Annotated in this window: 16 protein-coding genes; all 16 read right to left on the bottom strand. The window is 67.1% G+C overall.

From position 1 onward, the window contains the following. On the bottom strand, positions 1–2,316 hold the full coding sequence (nuoG, locus tag FHS47_RS04350; RefSeq protein WP_167023420.1) for an NADH-quinone oxidoreductase subunit NuoG: 2,316 nt from the start codon (positions 2,314–2,316) through the stop codon (positions 1–3). Continuing rightward, entirely contained in the window at positions 2,313–3,656 is a 1,344-nt protein-coding gene (gene nuoF, locus FHS47_RS04345; protein WP_167023417.1) for an NADH-quinone oxidoreductase subunit NuoF, read from the bottom strand. The genes nuoG and nuoF overlap by 4 nt, the downstream gene beginning before the upstream one ends. A gap of 10 nt (positions 3,657–3,666) precedes the next feature. Next, positions 3,667–4,194, bottom strand: a complete 528-nt coding sequence (gene nuoE / locus FHS47_RS04340) for an NADH-quinone oxidoreductase subunit NuoE (RefSeq protein ID WP_167023415.1) — start codon at positions 4,192–4,194, stop codon at positions 3,667–3,669. 21 nt (positions 4,195–4,215) lie between these two features. Beyond that, a complete protein-coding gene (locus tag FHS47_RS04335; RefSeq protein WP_193569916.1) occupies positions 4,216–5,445 on the bottom strand; it encodes an NADH-quinone oxidoreductase subunit D in 1,230 nt (409 codons plus the stop codon). A 27-nt stretch (positions 5,446–5,472) separates the two neighbouring features. Then, positions 5,473–6,201: an NADH-quinone oxidoreductase subunit C gene (locus tag FHS47_RS04330; RefSeq protein ID WP_167023409.1), complete on the bottom strand. Its 729-nt coding sequence runs from the start codon at positions 6,199–6,201 to the stop codon at positions 5,473–5,475. Positions 6,202–6,216: 15 nt separating this feature from the next. Further along, positions 6,217–6,771, bottom strand: a complete 555-nt coding sequence (locus tag FHS47_RS04325) for an NADH-quinone oxidoreductase subunit B (protein WP_167023406.1) — start codon at positions 6,769–6,771, stop codon at positions 6,217–6,219. Next, positions 6,762–7,118: an NADH-quinone oxidoreductase subunit A gene (locus FHS47_RS04320; protein ID WP_167023403.1), complete on the bottom strand. Its 357-nt coding sequence runs from the start codon at positions 7,116–7,118 to the stop codon at positions 6,762–6,764. Before FHS47_RS04320 ends, FHS47_RS04325 begins: the two co-directional genes overlap by 10 nt. A gap of 277 nt (positions 7,119–7,395) precedes the next feature. Next, positions 7,396–7,755 carry a PilZ domain-containing protein gene (locus tag FHS47_RS04315; RefSeq protein WP_167023400.1) on the bottom strand — a complete coding sequence of 120 codons (360 nt, stop codon included), beginning with the start codon at positions 7,753–7,755 and terminating at the stop codon, positions 7,396–7,398. Positions 7,756–7,791: 36 nt separating this feature from the next. Next, a complete protein-coding gene (locus tag FHS47_RS04310; protein ID WP_208381790.1) occupies positions 7,792–8,754 on the bottom strand; it encodes a PIG-L family deacetylase in 963 nt (320 codons plus the stop codon). 99 nt (positions 8,755–8,853) lie between these two features. Continuing rightward, positions 8,854–9,789 (bottom strand): DNA polymerase III subunit delta', encoded by a 936-nt coding sequence (holB, locus tag FHS47_RS04305; RefSeq protein WP_167023397.1) that lies wholly within the window; start codon positions 9,787–9,789, stop codon positions 8,854–8,856. Then, positions 9,786–10,436, bottom strand: coding sequence for a dTMP kinase (tmk, locus tag FHS47_RS04300; protein WP_167023394.1), 651 nt, complete (start codon positions 10,434–10,436; stop codon positions 9,786–9,788). Before tmk ends, holB begins: the two co-directional genes overlap by 4 nt. Beyond that, positions 10,427–11,455, bottom strand: coding sequence for an endolytic transglycosylase MltG (gene mltG, locus FHS47_RS04295; protein WP_167023391.1), 1,029 nt, complete (start codon positions 11,453–11,455; stop codon positions 10,427–10,429). Before mltG ends, tmk begins: the two co-directional genes overlap by 10 nt. Beyond that, positions 11,452–12,288 carry an aminodeoxychorismate lyase gene (pabC, locus tag FHS47_RS04290; RefSeq protein ID WP_167023388.1) on the bottom strand — a complete coding sequence of 279 codons (837 nt, stop codon included), beginning with the start codon at positions 12,286–12,288 and terminating at the stop codon, positions 11,452–11,454. Before pabC ends, mltG begins: the two co-directional genes overlap by 4 nt. Beyond that, the gene (locus FHS47_RS04285) at positions 12,285–13,610 is read right to left on the bottom strand and encodes an aminodeoxychorismate synthase component I (RefSeq protein ID WP_167027648.1); all 1,326 of its coding nucleotides are present in this window, start codon (positions 13,608–13,610) and stop codon (positions 12,285–12,287) included. The genes pabC and FHS47_RS04285 overlap by 4 nt, the downstream gene beginning before the upstream one ends. 44 nt (positions 13,611–13,654) lie before the next feature. Beyond that, on the bottom strand, positions 13,655–14,944 hold the full coding sequence (gene fabF / locus FHS47_RS04280; RefSeq protein ID WP_167023385.1) for a beta-ketoacyl-ACP synthase II: 1,290 nt from the start codon (positions 14,942–14,944) through the stop codon (positions 13,655–13,657). Between the two features lie 149 nt (positions 14,945–15,093). Further along, entirely contained in the window at positions 15,094–15,333 is a 240-nt protein-coding gene (acpP, locus tag FHS47_RS04275; protein WP_167023382.1) for an acyl carrier protein, read from the bottom strand. Between the last annotated feature and the right edge of the window lies 1 nt (position 15,334).

The raw sequence follows: 15,334 nt of genomic DNA, 5'->3' as shown, positions 1-15,334 counted from the left end.
TCATGCCTTGCTCAGGGTGATGGCCGCGCCGTACGGGGGCAGCATGGCGGTTTCGGAATGCGCGGCCTCGATCCACACGGCGCCCTTCGGCACCGCGGAGTCGATCGCCACCGGCAACACGATGTCGCCGATGCGGGCGTTGCCGCCGCTGGCGAGGCCGAGCGTGCCGGCGTCGTCCGCATGGATGCGCACGGCGGCAGGACGGTTCAGCGGATGCGCGTTCAGCGCCCCTGCGCGGCGAAGCACCGCGTCGCCACGGTAGATCGGCGTGGTGGCGAGGCGCGAGAAGGCCACCGCCGCCCCGCGCTGCGCCAGCTGCTGGCGGGTCTCCGAGGCGCGCTCGGTGAGGCCGTCACGCAAGCCGGCAAGATCGTCGAACTCGAAGCCCGGCAGGTTCAGCTCGCCGCCGAGGGCGCGCAGCACCTTCCAGCCCTGACGCGCTTCGCCCGGCGCCTTGGCACCGGCGAGCACCGTCTGGGCGTTGCCTTCGACGTTCACCAGCGTGGCGTCGATCTCCGGCGTGAGGGCGATCGGCAGGATCACGTCCGCCGAGTCCTTCAGTGCATCGCTCGCGAAGGCCGCAAAGGCCACCACGGTCTGCGCCGAGTGCATCGCATGGAGCGCGAGGGCGCCGTCGGCGAAGTCGTGCGGCGGCTCCACGTTGTAGAGCACGTAACCCTTGCGCGGCTGCGCCAGCATGGCGCGCGCATCGAGACCGCCGGCACTGGGCAGCACGCCCACAGACGACAGGCCCAGTGCGTTCGCGCCCACGGGGATCTCGTTGAATGCGGCACCGGCGGCCTGAGCAATGAAGCGGGCCAGCGCGCGCAGCCAGGACGCTTCCGGGTGCGTGGCGGCGGCGTGACCGAACACGACCACCGCACCTTCGCCGGACAGCGCCTTGAAGGCTTCGCGATGCGCGTCGGTGGTTTCGACACCCTGCAGCGCCGAGGCCAGGGCCTCCGGCACCGCGGCACCGTTCTCGCCGGCGGCCTTGGCCAGCACGAGGAGCTCGTTAACCAGCGCGTGCGGAGCAGCGACGGACTCGCCGGCCAGCGGGTAGTTGAAGTTGAAGTGCGCCGGATTGACGGCATACACCTTCGCGCCCTTCTTCACCGCCTGACGCAGGCGATGGTTGAGCAGCGGCACCTCGTGGCGCAGGTCGGAACCGACCAGCAGCGCGGCCTTCACCGTCTGGAACGACGCAATGGTCGAGGCGAACGGCTTCGCGAACGCGTTGTCGGCGAAATCGAGCTGGCGCAGGCGATGGTCGATGTGCGCACTGCCCAGGCCGCGCGCGAGACGGACGAGCAGCTCGCCCTCCTCGTTCGACGTGGCGCCATGGACGAGCACGCCCAGGTCGGAGCCGGCCACACTCTTCAGCGCCTCGCGGGCAACGGAAAGCGCGTCGTCCCACGTGGTGGCGGACCACTGGCCGTTGCGCTTCACCATCGGCGCCTTCACGCGATCGGCGGCGTACAGGCCCTGGTGGCTGTAGCGGTCGCGGTCGGAAAGCCAGCACTCGTTGATGGTTTCGTTGTCACGCGGCACATTGCGCAGCACTTCGCCGCGACGGGTGTGCATCCACAGGTTGGAACCCAGCGCATCGTGGTAGCCGATGGACGGGCGCGCGATCAGCTCCCAGGCACGGGCCTGGAACTGGAACGGCTTGTTCGTGAGCGCACCGACCGGGCACACGTCGATGATGTTGCCCGACAACTCGCTTTCGATCGTCTTGCCGATGTAGGTGCCGATCTCGAGGTTTTCGCCGCGGCTCATGCCGCCCAGTTCATACGTGCCGGCGATCTCGCTGGTGAAGCGGACGCAGCGCGTGCACTGGATGCAGCGGGTCATCTCCGTGGCGATCAGCGGGCCGAGGTTCTCGTCGGCCACCGTGCGCTTGCGCTCGGTGAACCGCGACACCGAACGGCCGTAGCCGAGCGAAACGTCCTGCAGCTCGCACTCGCCGCCCTGGTCGCAGATGGGGCAGTCGAGCGGATGGTTGATGAGCAGGAACTCCATCACGTTGCGCTGCGACTTGAGCGCCTTGTCGGAACGCGTGAAGACCTTCATGCCCTCGCCCACCGGCGTGGCGCAGGCCGGCGCAGGCTTCGGCATCTTCTCGATTTCCACCAGGCACATGCGGCAGTTGGCGGCGATCGGGAGCTTGCGGTGGTAGCAGAAGCGCGGGATGGGAATACCGACGGCATCGGCCGCCTGGATGATCATCGACCCCTTGGCTACCTGCACCGGTACGCCGTCGATCTCGATGTTGACGAGGTCCGGCGCGGCATTGGCTACGGGCTGCGCACTCATGCAGCGACTCCAGTGGTGACCGTGTCAGCCGGGCCGTCAACGATCGAGCGGCCGTGCTTCACGTAGTATTCGAATTCGTGCCAGAAGTGGAACAGGAAGCCCTGCACCGGCCACGCGGCGGCTTCGCCGAAGGCGCAGATGGTGTGGCCTTCGATCTGGCCGGCGACGGCCTTCAGGCGATGCAGGTCGTCTTCCGTGCCCTGCCCTTCGACGATGCGCGACAGCACGCGGTACATCCAACCGGTGCCTTCGCGGCACGGGGTGCACTGGCCGCACGACTCGGCCATGTAGAAGCGCGAGATGCGATGGCAGGCGCGGACCATGCAGGTGGTCTCGTCCATCACGATCACGGCACCGGAACCGAGACCCGAACCCGCCTTCTGCAGCGAGTCGTAGTCCATGGTGCATTCCATGATCTTTTCGGCCGGCAGCACCTTCATCGAGGAACCGCCGGGGATCACCGCCTTCAGCTTGTTGCCGTTGCGCACGCCGCCGGCCATCTGCAGCAGGTCGGCGAACGAGGTGCCCAGCTTGATCTCGAAGTTGCCCGGGTTGTTCACATGGCCGGACACGGAGAAGATCTTCGGGCCGCCGTTGTTCGGCTTGCCGATGTTGAGGAACCACTCCGCGCCGTTGCGCAGGATCGCCGGCACCGACGCATAGGTTTCGGTGTTGTTGATCGTGGTGGGACGGCCGTACAGACCGAAGCCCGCCGGGAACGGCGGCTTGAAGCGCGGCTGGCCCTTCTTGCCTTCCAGTGACTCCATCAGCGCGGTTTCTTCGCCGCAGATGTACGCGCCAGCGCCCAGGGCGTTGTAGATGTCGACGTCGATGCCCGAGCCGCCGATGTCCTTGCCCAGCAGGCCGGCCGCATAGGCTTCCTTCAGGGCTTCCTCGATGTGCTCGAACGGTTCGTGGTGGAACTCGCCGCGCAGGTAGTTGTAGGCCACCGTGGAACCGGTGCAGTAGCACGCGATCGCCAGGCCTTCGATGACGGCATGCGGGTTGAAGCGCAGGATGTCGCGGTCCTTGCAGGTGCCCGGCTCGGACTCGTCCGAGTTGCACAGGATGTACTTCTGCCCAGGCGCGGTGCGCGGCATGAAGGACCACTTGAGGCCCGTGGGGAAGCCGGCGCCGCCGCGACCGCGCAGCGCGCTCTTCTTGATCTCTTCGATCAGCGCGGCCGGATCGGGCTTCTCGGCGAGGATCTTGCGCCAGGCCTTGTAGCCGTCGACCTTCTCGTAGCTTTCGAGGGCCCAGGGCTTTTCGAAGTGCAGGGTCGTGTAGACGACCTGATGTTCCTGCGGTGCGGGTCCGACCGGACCGGTGGTGCTAGCCATTGCCCTTACCTCACTTCAGACCGTCGAGGATCGCGTCGACCGCATCGGTCGTCAGCTTCTCGTGGTAGTGACCGTTGACGACCATCATCGGCGCGCCGGCGCACGCGGCCAGGCATTCCTCTTCCTGCTTGAGGTAAACGCGGCCGTCGGCCGTGCTCTCGCCGGTCTTGATGCCGAGCTTCTTCTCGCAATGGCGCACGATGCCCTCGGCACCGTTGAGCCAGCAGGAAATGTTCGTGCAGATGGCGACGTTGTTGCGACCGACGGGCGTGGTCTCGAACATCGAGTAGAAGCTGGCGACCTCATAGGCCCAGATCGCCGGCAGTTCCAGGTACTTGGCCACCGCCGTGATCAGCTCGTCGGTGAGGTAACCCTGGTTCTGCTCCTGCGCGCCCATGAGCGACTGGATCAGCGCGGAACGCTTGCGATCCGGCGGGAACTTGGACACCCAGTGGTCGATGTGGGCGCGGGTGTGATCGTTGAGCACGACGAGGGGATCGACGTCCTTGACCTGCTCGAAATGACCGGTGGCTTTCATGGTTCAGTTCACTCCGTCGACTTAGCGGTCGACTTCGCCGAAGACGAGATCGTAGGTGCCGATCATCGCGACGACGTCGGCGAGCATGTGGCCCTTCACGATGGCGTCGATCGAGGACAGGTGCGCGAAGCCCGGCGCGCGCAGGTGCACGCGGAACGGCTTGTTGGCACCGTCGGAAACGAGGTAGCAGCCGAATTCACCCTTGGGCGCTTCCACCGCGGCATAGGTTTCGCCCGCGGGCACGCCGTAGCCTTCGGTGAACAGCTTGAAGTGGTGGATCAGGGCTTCCATGTCGTTCTTCATCTCTTCACGACTGGGCGGCGCGACCTTGTAGTTGCGCAGCATCACGGGGCCCGGGTTGGCCTTCAGCCACGCCACGCACTGCTGGATGATGCGGTTCGACTGGCGCATTTCTTCCACGCGCACGAGGTAACGGTCGTAGCAGTCGCCGTTCACGCCCACGGGGATGTCGAAATCCATGTCGGCATAGGCCGCGTACGGCTGCTTCTTGCGCAGATCCCAGGCGATACCCGAGCCGCGCAGCATCGCGCCGGTCATGCCCCACGCCTGCGCCTGCTCCGGCGAGACGATGCCGATGCCGACGGTGCGCTGCTTCCAGATGCGGTTATTGGTGAGCAGCGCCTCGTATTCGTCCACGCGCGCCGGGAAGTCGTTGGTGAACTCCGTGAGGTAGTCCAGCATCGAACCTTCGCGCCAGGCGTTCAGGCGCTTCAGGTCGCCACCCTTGTGCCACGGCGACTCGCGGTACTTCGACATCTGCTCGGGCAGGTCGCGGTAGACGCCGCCCGGACGGTAGTACGTGGCGTGCATGCGCGCGCCCGACACCGCCTCGTACACGTCCATCAGTTCCTCGCGCTCACGGAACGCGTAAAGGAAGACGGCCATGGCGCCGAGGTCGAGCGCGTTGGAGCCGATCCACATGAGGTGGTTCAGGATACGCGTGATCTCGTCGAACATCGTGCGGATGTACTGCGCGCGAATGGGCGCCTCGATCCCCATGAGGTTCTCGATGGCGCGCACGTAGGCGTGCTCGTTGCACATCATCGACACGTAGTCGAGGCGGTCCATGTAACCGATGGACTGGTTGAACGGCTTCGACTCGGCCAGCTTCTCGGTGCCACGGTGCAGCAGGCCCACGTGCGGGTCGGCACGGACGATGGTCTCGCCGTCCATTTCCAGCACGAGGCGCAGCACGCCGTGCGCAGCGGGATGCTGCGGGCCGAAGTTCATCGTGTAATTGCGAATTTCTTCCACGGCTTAGTTCTCCCGCCAGTGGTCGGCGGACTCCGCCCTGGCCTGATCGAGGTCGGCGTCGTTGCGGATCGTACGCGGCACCAGCACGCGCGGCTCGATCGATACCGGTTCGTACACCACGCGCTTCTGCTCGGGGTCGTAACGGACCTCGACGTTGCCGATGAGCGGGAAATCCTTGCGGAACGGATGACCCACGAAGCCGTAATCGGTGAGGATGCGGCGAAGGTCGGGGTGGCCCTCGAAAATGATGCCGAAGAGGTCGAATGCCTCACGCTCGAACCAGTCGGCACCCGGCCAGATCGGCGTGATGGACGGCACGATCGGGAACGCGTCGTCCTCGCAGGGCACACGCAGGCGGATGCGCTGGTTGAGTTCGATCGACAGCAGGTGGATCACGGCGGCGAAGCGGCGCTGCTGTTCGACCTGGCGCGGACGCTCTTCCCAGGTGAAACGGCCCATGGCCTGGCCTTCGACGCCGCGCGAGAAGCTTTCGCCCTGCGCGGTGTCGGTGTCCCATTCGGCCTTGCCGTAACCGAGGTAGTCGATGCCGCAGACGTCGATGATGGTGCCGAAGCGGAAACCGGCCTCATCGCGCAGCGCGGTGGCGACGGCGACGAGGTCGCGCGGAGCCACCTCGGCGGTGACTTCGTTGCGCTGGACGTTCACGCTCAGCATGTCGCCGAAGCGCGCGGCGAGCCGTTCGACCAGCGAGGTCTCGTTGATAACGCTCATGATGCCCTGGCCCTGTTAACGCGCGATCGTGTGGGTGCGGCGGATCTTCTTCTGCAACTGCAGGATGCCGTGGATCAGCGCTTCGGCCGTCGGCGGGCAACCCGGCACGTAGATGTCGACCGGAACGATGCGATCGCAACCACGCACGACCGAATAGGAATAGTGGTAGTACCCGCCGCCATTGGCGCAGGAACCCATGGAGATGACCCATTTCGGGTCCGGCATCTGGTCGTACACCTTGCGCAGCGCCGGAGCCATCTTGTTCACCAGCGTGCCGGCCACGATCATCACGTCGGACTGGCGCGGGCTGGGACGGAAGATGACGCCGTAACGGTCGAGGTCGAGGCGCGCGGCACCCGCGTGCATCATCTCCACGGCGCAGCAGGCGAGACCGAAGGTCATCGGCCACATGGAACCGGTACGCGCCCAGTTCATGAGCGCGTCGATGCTGGTGACGCCGAAACCGCGGCTCACCGCCGGCGGATTGCCGTTCGGACGAATGATGTCGTCGACGAGGTTGAGCGGCTCCGGGTTGTGCATCACCCGGTCGAGGCTGGTCATCACTCCCATTCGAGCGCTCCCTTCTTCCAGACGTAAGCGAAACCGACCACCAGAAGCGCGAGGAACAGCGCCATTTCGACGAGGGCGATCACGCCGATCTTGTCGAACACCACCGCCCACGGGAAAAGGAAGGCGATTTCGAGGTCGAAGATGATGAAGAGGATGGCGATGAGGTAATAGCGCACGTCGAACTTCATGCGCGCGTCCTCGAACGCTTCGAAGCCGCACTCGTACGGCGCGAGTTTCTCGGCATCGGGGCGCTTCGGACCGGCGAGCATGCCGATCACCAGGAGGGCGATGCCAAGGCCGACTGCGACGGCGATGAACAACAGGACGGGCCAGTATTGGGCAAGCACGATGCTGCGTACCTCCGCGCCTCGCTGGGCGCATCAGTGACCGTCGACGGGGACGAGCGGTCCGGCTAGTGTCGGCCGGAGTTTTTTCGAATCGATCCAAATGGACCGCTCCGAGCCGGCGCGACGGACGCGCCAACGACTCCGGATATCCACAATCTCACGTTGGGGAACCGATCTATTGTACCAGTGCGTGCAGGTATGCCGACAAGTCTTAATGAGCGGAAACTGCCTTGCGATGGCGCATTCGCCACAGGTGGCGCGATGCCGCGCCCTCAGGCTACATGGTCTGGGTCGGACGTTCGGACGAGAGGGTGCCCGCCAGCAGGCCCTCGATGCGTTGGCGCGCGGCCTCGCTTTCGGGCGATTCGTTGAACTGGACGCCCACGCCGGCGGTGCGGTTGCCCTGCGCCCCCACGGGCGTGATCCAAACGACCTTGCCGGCGACGGAGAGCCGCTCGTTCTCGTCGATCAGGGTGACCAGGAGAGCCACTTCGTCGCCCAGGCTGTAGCGCTGCGCCGTGGGAGCGAACAGCCCGCCCGTCTTCAGGTAGGGCATGTACGAGATGTACAGGGAATTCACGTCCTTGATCTTCAGCGAAAGAATGCCCTGGCGCGGCGAGGAGGCGGTGGCGGTCATGGACTTAAGGATTCCCTGTATTGAGAGCCATGCTAGCTACCCCACGGGCCGCGCCACAAGCCCGACCGGCTCGGGGTCCTGCCCGGCCCACCCGTAGTGGTCGTAGATCCAGGGCGTGGACAGGTCGGCGGTCAGCTTCGCGAAGGCCGGACCGGGAACGTCGCGAAGCGGCAGGACCCAGTCGCCGCCCATCCGCTCCAGCGGCGCCTTGCGCCACGGCCAGACCAGCACGCCCGCGCCGTCGGCCAGAACCACTCGCAGGCGGGCGCGGGCTAGCGGGCCCGGTCGCCACGGCAGGCGCAGGGCGCCGGTGACCGGTGCAGGCGGCGGGCGATCGAAGCGCTCCGGCCGCGAAGCCACGCGGAGCATCCGTTTCCGGCTGAGGGCCATCTGGGTCGCGTGCTCCAGCACGGCGCACACCTTCGTCGCCTGGCGTTCCGGGTCGAGGTCCGGCACCAGCAGGTCTTCCGGCGCCGAGCGCTCCGTGCCGTGCACCATGTAAGTGAGCACGTCGGCCATCGATCCTGCCGCCGCCAGGGCCAGCCGGGCCAGCACGTGGGCCGAGCCATGATCGGGATGGGCATCCCCCAGGTCGGGAATGACCACGAGGTTCGGCCGTACCCGGTCCAGCACCCGGCGCACCGAGGCCACGGCCTCCGCATGGCGCTGGCGCAATTGCGTGGTGACCTCCATGTCGTGCCAGCCCAGGGCGTGGAGGTGATCGGCCCCCACGCCGAGACGAGCCAGGGCGGCGGCCACTTCGCCGCGGCGCCGGCGGCCCCAGCGGGCGCGCGCCTCGGCACCGATGACCAGGCGCCGCTCGAGCCAGCGTTGCGGCCAGGGATTGTCGTCGCCGTCGGTCAGCAGGAGGACGTCCGCCCTGCCCCCGGCGGCCAGCGTACGCTGGATGAGCATTCCCGCGGCAAGCGATTCGTCGTCGGGATGGGGGGCGACGACGAGGAGACGGGTGCTGCCGTCGATAACCGGGTGGCGTGACAAGGACTGCTCCAGGGAGGATCGAAACGTCGGCTCGATTAAGACCGAAGCCACGATAAGAGCGCGTCAAGGACAACGGCCGTACGGGAAGAACCCTTCCCGCTAACGCCAGGCGGCAAGCACCTCGAGCAGGACGAGGTCGACACGCAGCGGGCCGCGGAGTGCGTCCCGCGCCCGGTTGGCCTTGCCGTACCAGTTGTCCAGGGCTTCGTCGTCGAGTTGGCTTTCCAGCGGTGGCGGCGTACCGGCGGCGCGCGCGCGCAGCTCGTCGGTAGCCGCCTGGGCGGCGAACCACAGGTAACGTGCCGGATCGGCGGCCTGCCAGCGCTTGACGACCTCCATGGCGTCGCCCCGACCCGCGGCCAGTGCCTTCAGGTCGTGGCGAACCTCCCCGCGCTGTTTCAGTGCGCCGTCCGCCGCCCATGCCCTTGCCATGCCGGGGTTGCCCCCGGCGGCGTCCAGCGCGGCCGGCGCATCGGCCACGCCTTCCGCGCGCAGCCATTCGAGCGCCACGTCGCGCGGCGGCACCAGGAAGTCGATGCGCTGGCAGCGGCTGCGAATCGTCGCGGGTAACCGCGCCGGCTGGTCGGCAACGAGCACGAGCAGCGTCGAGGGGGTCGGTTCTTCGAGCGTTTTCAGCAGCGCATTGGCCGCGGCGGCGTTCATCGCGTCGGCGGGATCGATCGTCACAACCTGCCAGCCGCCGAACTGGCTGGCCATCGACAGCCTCTGCGAGAGGTCGCGAACGTGATCGACCACGATCTCGCTGCGGGTGACGCCATCCTTGCGCAATCCGAACGAAAGGGTGATGAGGTCGGGATGCGTGCCGGCATCCACCAGTTGGCAGGCGCGGCAGGTGCCACAGGCCTCGCCGCCGACGGGCCGCTGACAGAGCAGTCCCTTGACGAAAGCCGCCAGGAAATCGCGCTTGCCGAGGCCCGCGGGCCCGGCGAGCAACAGCGCATGCGGAAGCGCGTCCCGCTCGCGCCGCGCCTGAAGGCGCGCCCAGGCGTCCTCGTGCCAGGGCCAGCGGCTCACCGTGCGCTCCCGGCAACGAGACCGGAAACACCGGCGACGGCCTGCGCCAGCACGTCGTCCTTCGGGGCCGTGGCGTCGAGCAGACGGAACCGCGACGGATCGCCCGCTGCACGCGCTCTATAGGTGTCGCGCACGCGTTCGAAGAAGGCATCGGCCTCCGCCTCGATACGGTCGGCCTCGCCCCGCCCGGCCGCACGCGCACGGCCATCGCTGACCGGAAGGTCGAGCAACAGCGTCACGTCGGGCCGCAACCCTTCCGCCGCCCATCGTTCCAGTTCGGCGATGCGCTCGAGCGGCTGGCCGCGGCCGCCGCCCTGGTAGGCGTAACTGGCGTCGGTGAAGCGGTCGCAGAGCACCCAGCGGCCCGCGGCCAGCGCGGGCTCGATCACCTGGCGAACATGCTGCGCCCGCGACGCGAACATGAGCAGGAGTTCGGCCTCCGCGCAGAGCGCGTTGTTCGCGGCGTCGAGCACGAGGGCGCGAACGGCCTCGCCGACCTCGGTGCCGCCGGGTTCCCGCGTGACCACGAGATCGATCCCGTGCTTGCGCAGGTGCGCTTCGAGGCCACGCAGCAAGGTGGTCTTGCCGGCGCCTTCGCCGCCTTCGAGGGTGATGAACCGGCCGCGCTGGATACTCGTCACTGACATCGCTTCAACTGGTAACAGGCCACGGCCCGGTTGTGTTCTTCCAGGGTCGACGAGAAGACGTGGCTGCCGTCGCCCCGGGCGACGAAATACAGCTCCTTGCCATCCGCCGGATGCAGCGCCGCCTCGATAGCCGCGCGCCCCGGCAGGGCGATGGGCGTCGGAGGGAGGCCAACCCGAGTGTACGTATTGTAAGGATTGTCGGCGGTGAGGTCGCTGCGCCGGATATTGCCGACATACGCCGCGCCCATGCCGTAGATCACGGTGGGATCCGTCTGCAGCAGCATGCGCAGGCGAAGGCGGCGAATGAACACGCCCGCGATGCGCGGACGCTCGTCGGCCCTGCCCGTTTCCTTCTCCACGATGGAAGCGAGGATGAGCGCCTCGTAGGGCGTGGCGAGCGGCAGGTCGGGCGCGCGGGAGTTCCAGGCCGCATCGAGGGTTTTTTTCATGGCGGCGTATGCACGCTTCAGGATGCTCGAATCCTTGTCGCCCTTCACGTACGCATAGGTTTCCGGCAGGAAGCGGCCTTCCGGATGGTCGCCTTCCGCGCCGAGACCTTTCATCAGTTCGGCATCGTCCTCGCCCGCGGTGTCGTGTGTCAGCGTGTCCACGGCGGCCAGCGCCTTGCGCAGGTCGGCGAAGGTCCAGCCGTCGACGATGGTGAAATTGCGCTGCATGACCTTGCCCGCCGCCATGTCGGCGATGAGATTGCGGGGCGTCATGCCCGGACGCAGGGCGTATTCGCCCGCGTGCAGCCGGCCCGAAGCGCGCATCTCCATCGCAAGAACGCGCCAGTAGAGCGGCGATGCATGCGTGACCTTCCGCGCGCGCAGATCGTGCACGATGTCCTTGAACGAGGCGCCGCGCGCCACGTCGATGCTCTGCCCCGCCGCGGGGATGGCGAGCGGCGTGCCCGCGAACCGCGCCCAGTCGAACCACAGCCAGGCGCCCACGGCGATCGCCGCCACCAGCACCGTCAGCAGAATGGCCCGCCACAGGGCGATGCCGCGTATTTTCATCGATCGGAGTCCTTGGAACCTGTGGGCGAAGGCAGGCCGATGTCACGCCAATGCGCCTGCAGGGCACGGGTGACGGGGCCGGGCTGCCACGAACGGGTCGCGAAAACCCGAACCGGGAGGATGCCGCGAACGGCCGACGTGAGGAAGACCTCGTCGGCCGCCATGAGTCGATCCGGGTTCAGTCGGACCTGTTCCACGTCGCGTACGTCCATCACTTCCGCCCTCGCCACACCGGCCACGCCGCAGCGATCGACCGGCGGCGTCGCCAACCGGCCGTCGAACACGGCGAAGAGGTTGGCAGCGGTGGCGCTGACGAGATGACCGTCGGTGTCGAGCATCAGACCCTCGGCTATCGCCGGGTCGTCCCATTCGCCGCGCGCCATCACCTGTTCGAGACGGTTGAGGTGCTTCATGCCGGCGAACAACGGCTGGACGGCCAGCCGGGTGGCGCAAAGACGCACGGCGACACCATCCCTGCCCGCCGACGGATCGAGCGCCAACGGCGACACCGTCACGGCAAGCGTCGGTCGCGGTGCGGGCGGCGGGGCATAGCCTCGCGCGCCGGCGCCGCGGGTGAGCGTAATGCGAGCCACGGCATCGTCGAGGCCGGCACACAGGCGCAGCACTTCGCCGAGCACGGCCGTCATGTCCGGCGCCGGAATGCGCAGGCGCTCGCAACCGCTGGCCAGCCGCCCGGCATGACGCGGCCATAGTGGCGCCCGCCCATGAACGACGCGGACGGTTTCAAACAGGCCGTCGCCATAGGTGAAGCCGCGATCGGATACGGACACGCGATCCGCGTCGAGGAAATCGATGGAGGTGCGCGGCGTCATGCCCGCCCGAACACGCGAAGGAGCCCGCGCGCCTTGGCCCGCGTTTCCTCCAGCTCGCGCTCGGGGACCGAATCGGTGACGATGCCTGCGCCCGCGCGCAACGAAACCCGGGTGCCTTCGACGGACAAGGTGCGGATGAGGATGTTGAGATCCATGTCGCCGTTGTCGTCGAGATAGCCAAGCGCCCCCGTATACGCACCACGTGGCTCGCGCTCCAGCGCGCCGATGATCTCCATGCACCGCACCTTCGGACACCCGGTAATGGTTCCACCGGGGAACGTGGCGGCGATCACCTGTCCCGGCGTCGTGCCTTCGCGCGCACGGCCGCGCACGTTGGACACGATGTGATGCACGTGCGCATAGCTCTCGACCACCATGAATTCGTCGACGGCCACGCTACCGGGGACACAGACGCGGCCGAGGTCGTTGCGCTCGAGGTCGATCAGCATCACATGTTCCGCGCGCTCCTTCGGATGACCGACGAGCTCGCGGACGCGCGCGGCATCGTCGTCGCCCGCGATGCGCGGCCTCGTGCCGGCGATCGGCCGCGTCTGCAGAACGCCGTCGCGGGATGCCACCAGCCGCTCGGGCGACGAGCTCACCACCGCCCAGCCGGGGCGTTGCAGCAAGCCGGCGAAAGGTGCCGGATTCGCGGCGCGCAATTCGCGCATGAGGACGGCGGGCGCGGGCGGCTCGGCGAAGTGCGCCGTCCAGCGGCGCGACAGATTCACCTGGAAGACGTCGCCCGCATGCAGGTGCTCTTGCACGCGACGCACGCCGTCGAGGAAGCGAGACGGATCGTCTTCGTCGACCGCGAGCGGCAGCGCGAGAGATTCTTCAGGCATGACGGCCCCGAGATCCGCGGCCAGTGTGTCCAGCCACACCTCCGCGCCCTCTTCCGCGACAAGGATCGTGCGTTGTTCGAGATGGTCGACGATCGCTGCGGCCGGCGTACGCAGCGCGAACGCCACGGGCATGGCGCCGCCGGACGGCGGCAGCACGAGACTCGGCTCGATCTGGCCGACCAGTTCGTAGGCTAGGTAGACCACCCATCCGCCATGGAACGGAAGGCCATCGTCGACACGCGGACGCCGGTGCGCAGCCCATGCATCGTCGAGCACGTCGAGGAAAGTGCCCTGCAACGCCTCGTCGTGTTCGTTCCGGGTAACGCCGTCCGCCGATAGAGTCAGCGACGCGTCACCCGCCACAAGGAGGATGTCGAAACGCGCCTGCGGCGTTCCCGAGACGGCACTGGCCAGCAGCGCGGCATAACGCTCCGGATACGACGCGGCCGGCGCGAGAAGATCGCGCCGGCCGGCCAGGGTTCGCGTGACGAAAGCCAACGCCTAAGAGCCCGTTCGCGCTATCAGGCGCGACGGAAGACGAGCGTGCCGTTCGTGCCGCCGAAGCCGAACGAGTTCGACATGACGACCTGGATATCGGCCTTCTCCGCCTTGTTCGGCACGAGGTCCATGCCGAGGGCCTCGACTTCCGGATCGACGTTCTCGAGGTTCATCGTCGGCGGAATGATGCCGTCGCGTATGGCGAGGATCGAGAAGATCGCCTCGACGCCGCCCGCGGCACCGAGCAGGTGGCCGGTGACGGACTTCGTGGAGCTCACCGCGAACTTGCCCTTCTGCGTGGCGTGGTCGCCGAACACATTGCGGATGGCCTTGGCTTCGCCGAGGTCGCCGACCGGCGTGGACGTGCCGTGCGCGTTCACGTACTGCACGTCTTCCGGCTTCAGGCCGGCGTCGTGCAGCGCATTGCGCATGGCCAGTTCGGCACCGTCGCCGCTGGGAGCGGTGATGTGGTAAGCGTCGCCGCTCATGCCGAAGCCGATCAGCTCGGCCAGGATGGTCGCGCCGCGGGCCTTCGCGAACTCGTATTCCTCGAGCATGAGCATGCCGGCGCCGTTCGACAGCAGGAAGCCATCGCGACCGGTGTCCCACGGACGGCTGGCGTGCGTGGGATCGTCGTTGCGCGTGGACATGGCCTTGGCCGAGCAGAAACCCGCCATCGCCGTCGGCGTGGTGGCGAACTCGGCACCACCGGCCAGCATCGCATCGGCGTCGCCGTACTGGATGAGGCGCATGGCCATGCCGATGTTGTGCGCGGCCGTGGTGCAAGCCGACACCAGGGCGATGTTCGGACCCTTCATGCCGTGGTAGATCGACAGGTTGCCCGCCACCATGTTGATGATGGAGCTGGGCACGTAGAACGGCGACACCTTGCGCGGACCCTTGTCGCGCAGTTCGATCGCCGTGGCCTCGATGGTGTGAAGACCGCCGATGCCGGCGCCCGCGGCGATGCCGACGCGGCCAGCGTTCTCGTCGGTGATCTTCAGACGCGACTGACGAAACGCATGCGTACCTGCGACGATGCCGTAGTGGATGAACGGATCCATCCGCTTGAAGTCCTTGCCGATGCTGCGCTTCTCGTCGTCGTCCGCGTCGGAACCGGCGAAATAAGCTTCCACCGGATCGAAGTCGCGCACTTCGCCTGCGATTTTCGTCGCGTAGGCGCTGGCGTCGAATTCGCTGACGGGGCCAATGCCACTGTTGCCCTCGACGACATTCTTCCACGCGGTGGCGAGATCGTTGCCAACCGGCGAGATGATGCCCATGCCGGTTACTACCACACGTCGCTTACTCATGCGTTCTCATCCTTCACTGTTCGCGCGAACCATACGCGGGCGCAGGTTGCGTTACACGCAAACGAAAACTGCGCCATGACGGCGCAGCTTCCGTGTCGCTCGGAGATCGACGGGAGGCGGCGCCTCCGATCGACAACCAGCGCGCTCGATCAGGCCTTGACGTGGGCCTTGACGTAATCGACCGCCTGCTGGACCGTCGTGATCTTTTCGGCTTCCTCGTCAGGAATCTCGCACTCGAACTCTTCTTCGAGGGCCATCACGAGCTCGACCGTGTCCAGCGAATCGGCGCCCAGATCGTCAACGAACGACGCGTTCGCGGTCACTTCATCTTCCTTGACGCCCAGCTGCTCAACGACGATCTTCTTGACGCGTTCTTCGATGCTGCTCATG

This window comes from Luteibacter sp. SG786 (assembly GCF_011759605.1).
Lineage (GTDB): Bacteria > Pseudomonadota > Gammaproteobacteria > Xanthomonadales > Rhodanobacteraceae > Luteibacter.
This window is presented reverse-complemented; position numbering and strand designations above follow the sequence as displayed.

Bases quoted from the DNA above. Each gene is read 5' to 3' on its own strand.
- nuoG (WP_167023420.1), bottom strand. From the start codon at position 2,316: ATGAGTGCGCAGCCCGTAGCCAATGCCGCGCCGGACCTCGTCAACATC.
- nuoF (WP_167023417.1), bottom strand. From the start codon at position 3,656: ATGGCTAGCACCACCGGTCCGGTCGGACCCGCACCGCAGGAACATCAG.
- nuoE (WP_167023415.1), bottom strand. From the start codon at position 4,194: ATGAAAGCCACCGGTCATTTCGAGCAGGTCAAGGACGTCGATCCCCTC.
- FHS47_RS04335 (WP_193569916.1), bottom strand. From the start codon at position 5,445: ATGAACTTCGGCCCGCAGCATCCCGCTGCGCACGGCGTGCTGCGCCTC.
- FHS47_RS04330 (WP_167023409.1), bottom strand. From the start codon at position 6,201: ATGAGCGTTATCAACGAGACCTCGCTGGTCGAACGGCTCGCCGCGCGC.
- FHS47_RS04325 (WP_167023406.1), bottom strand. From the start codon at position 6,771: ATGGGAGTGATGACCAGCCTCGACCGGGTGATGCACAACCCGGAGCCG.
- FHS47_RS04315 (WP_167023400.1), bottom strand. From the start codon at position 7,755: ATGACCGCCACCGCCTCCTCGCCGCGCCAGGGCATTCTTTCGCTGAAG.
- tmk (WP_167023394.1), bottom strand. From the start codon at position 10,436: ATGTCAGTGACGAGTATCCAGCGCGGCCGGTTCATCACCCTCGAAGGC.
- mltG (WP_167023391.1), bottom strand. From the start codon at position 11,455: ATGAAAATACGCGGCATCGCCCTGTGGCGGGCCATTCTGCTGACGGTG.
- pabC (WP_167023388.1), bottom strand. From the start codon at position 12,288: ATGACGCCGCGCACCTCCATCGATTTCCTCGACGCGGATCGCGTGTCC.
- fabF (WP_167023385.1), bottom strand. From the start codon at position 14,944: ATGAGTAAGCGACGTGTGGTAGTAACCGGCATGGGCATCATCTCGCCG.
- acpP (WP_167023382.1), bottom strand. From the start codon at position 15,333: ATGAGCAGCATCGAAGAACGCGTCAAGAAGATCGTCGTTGAGCAGCTG.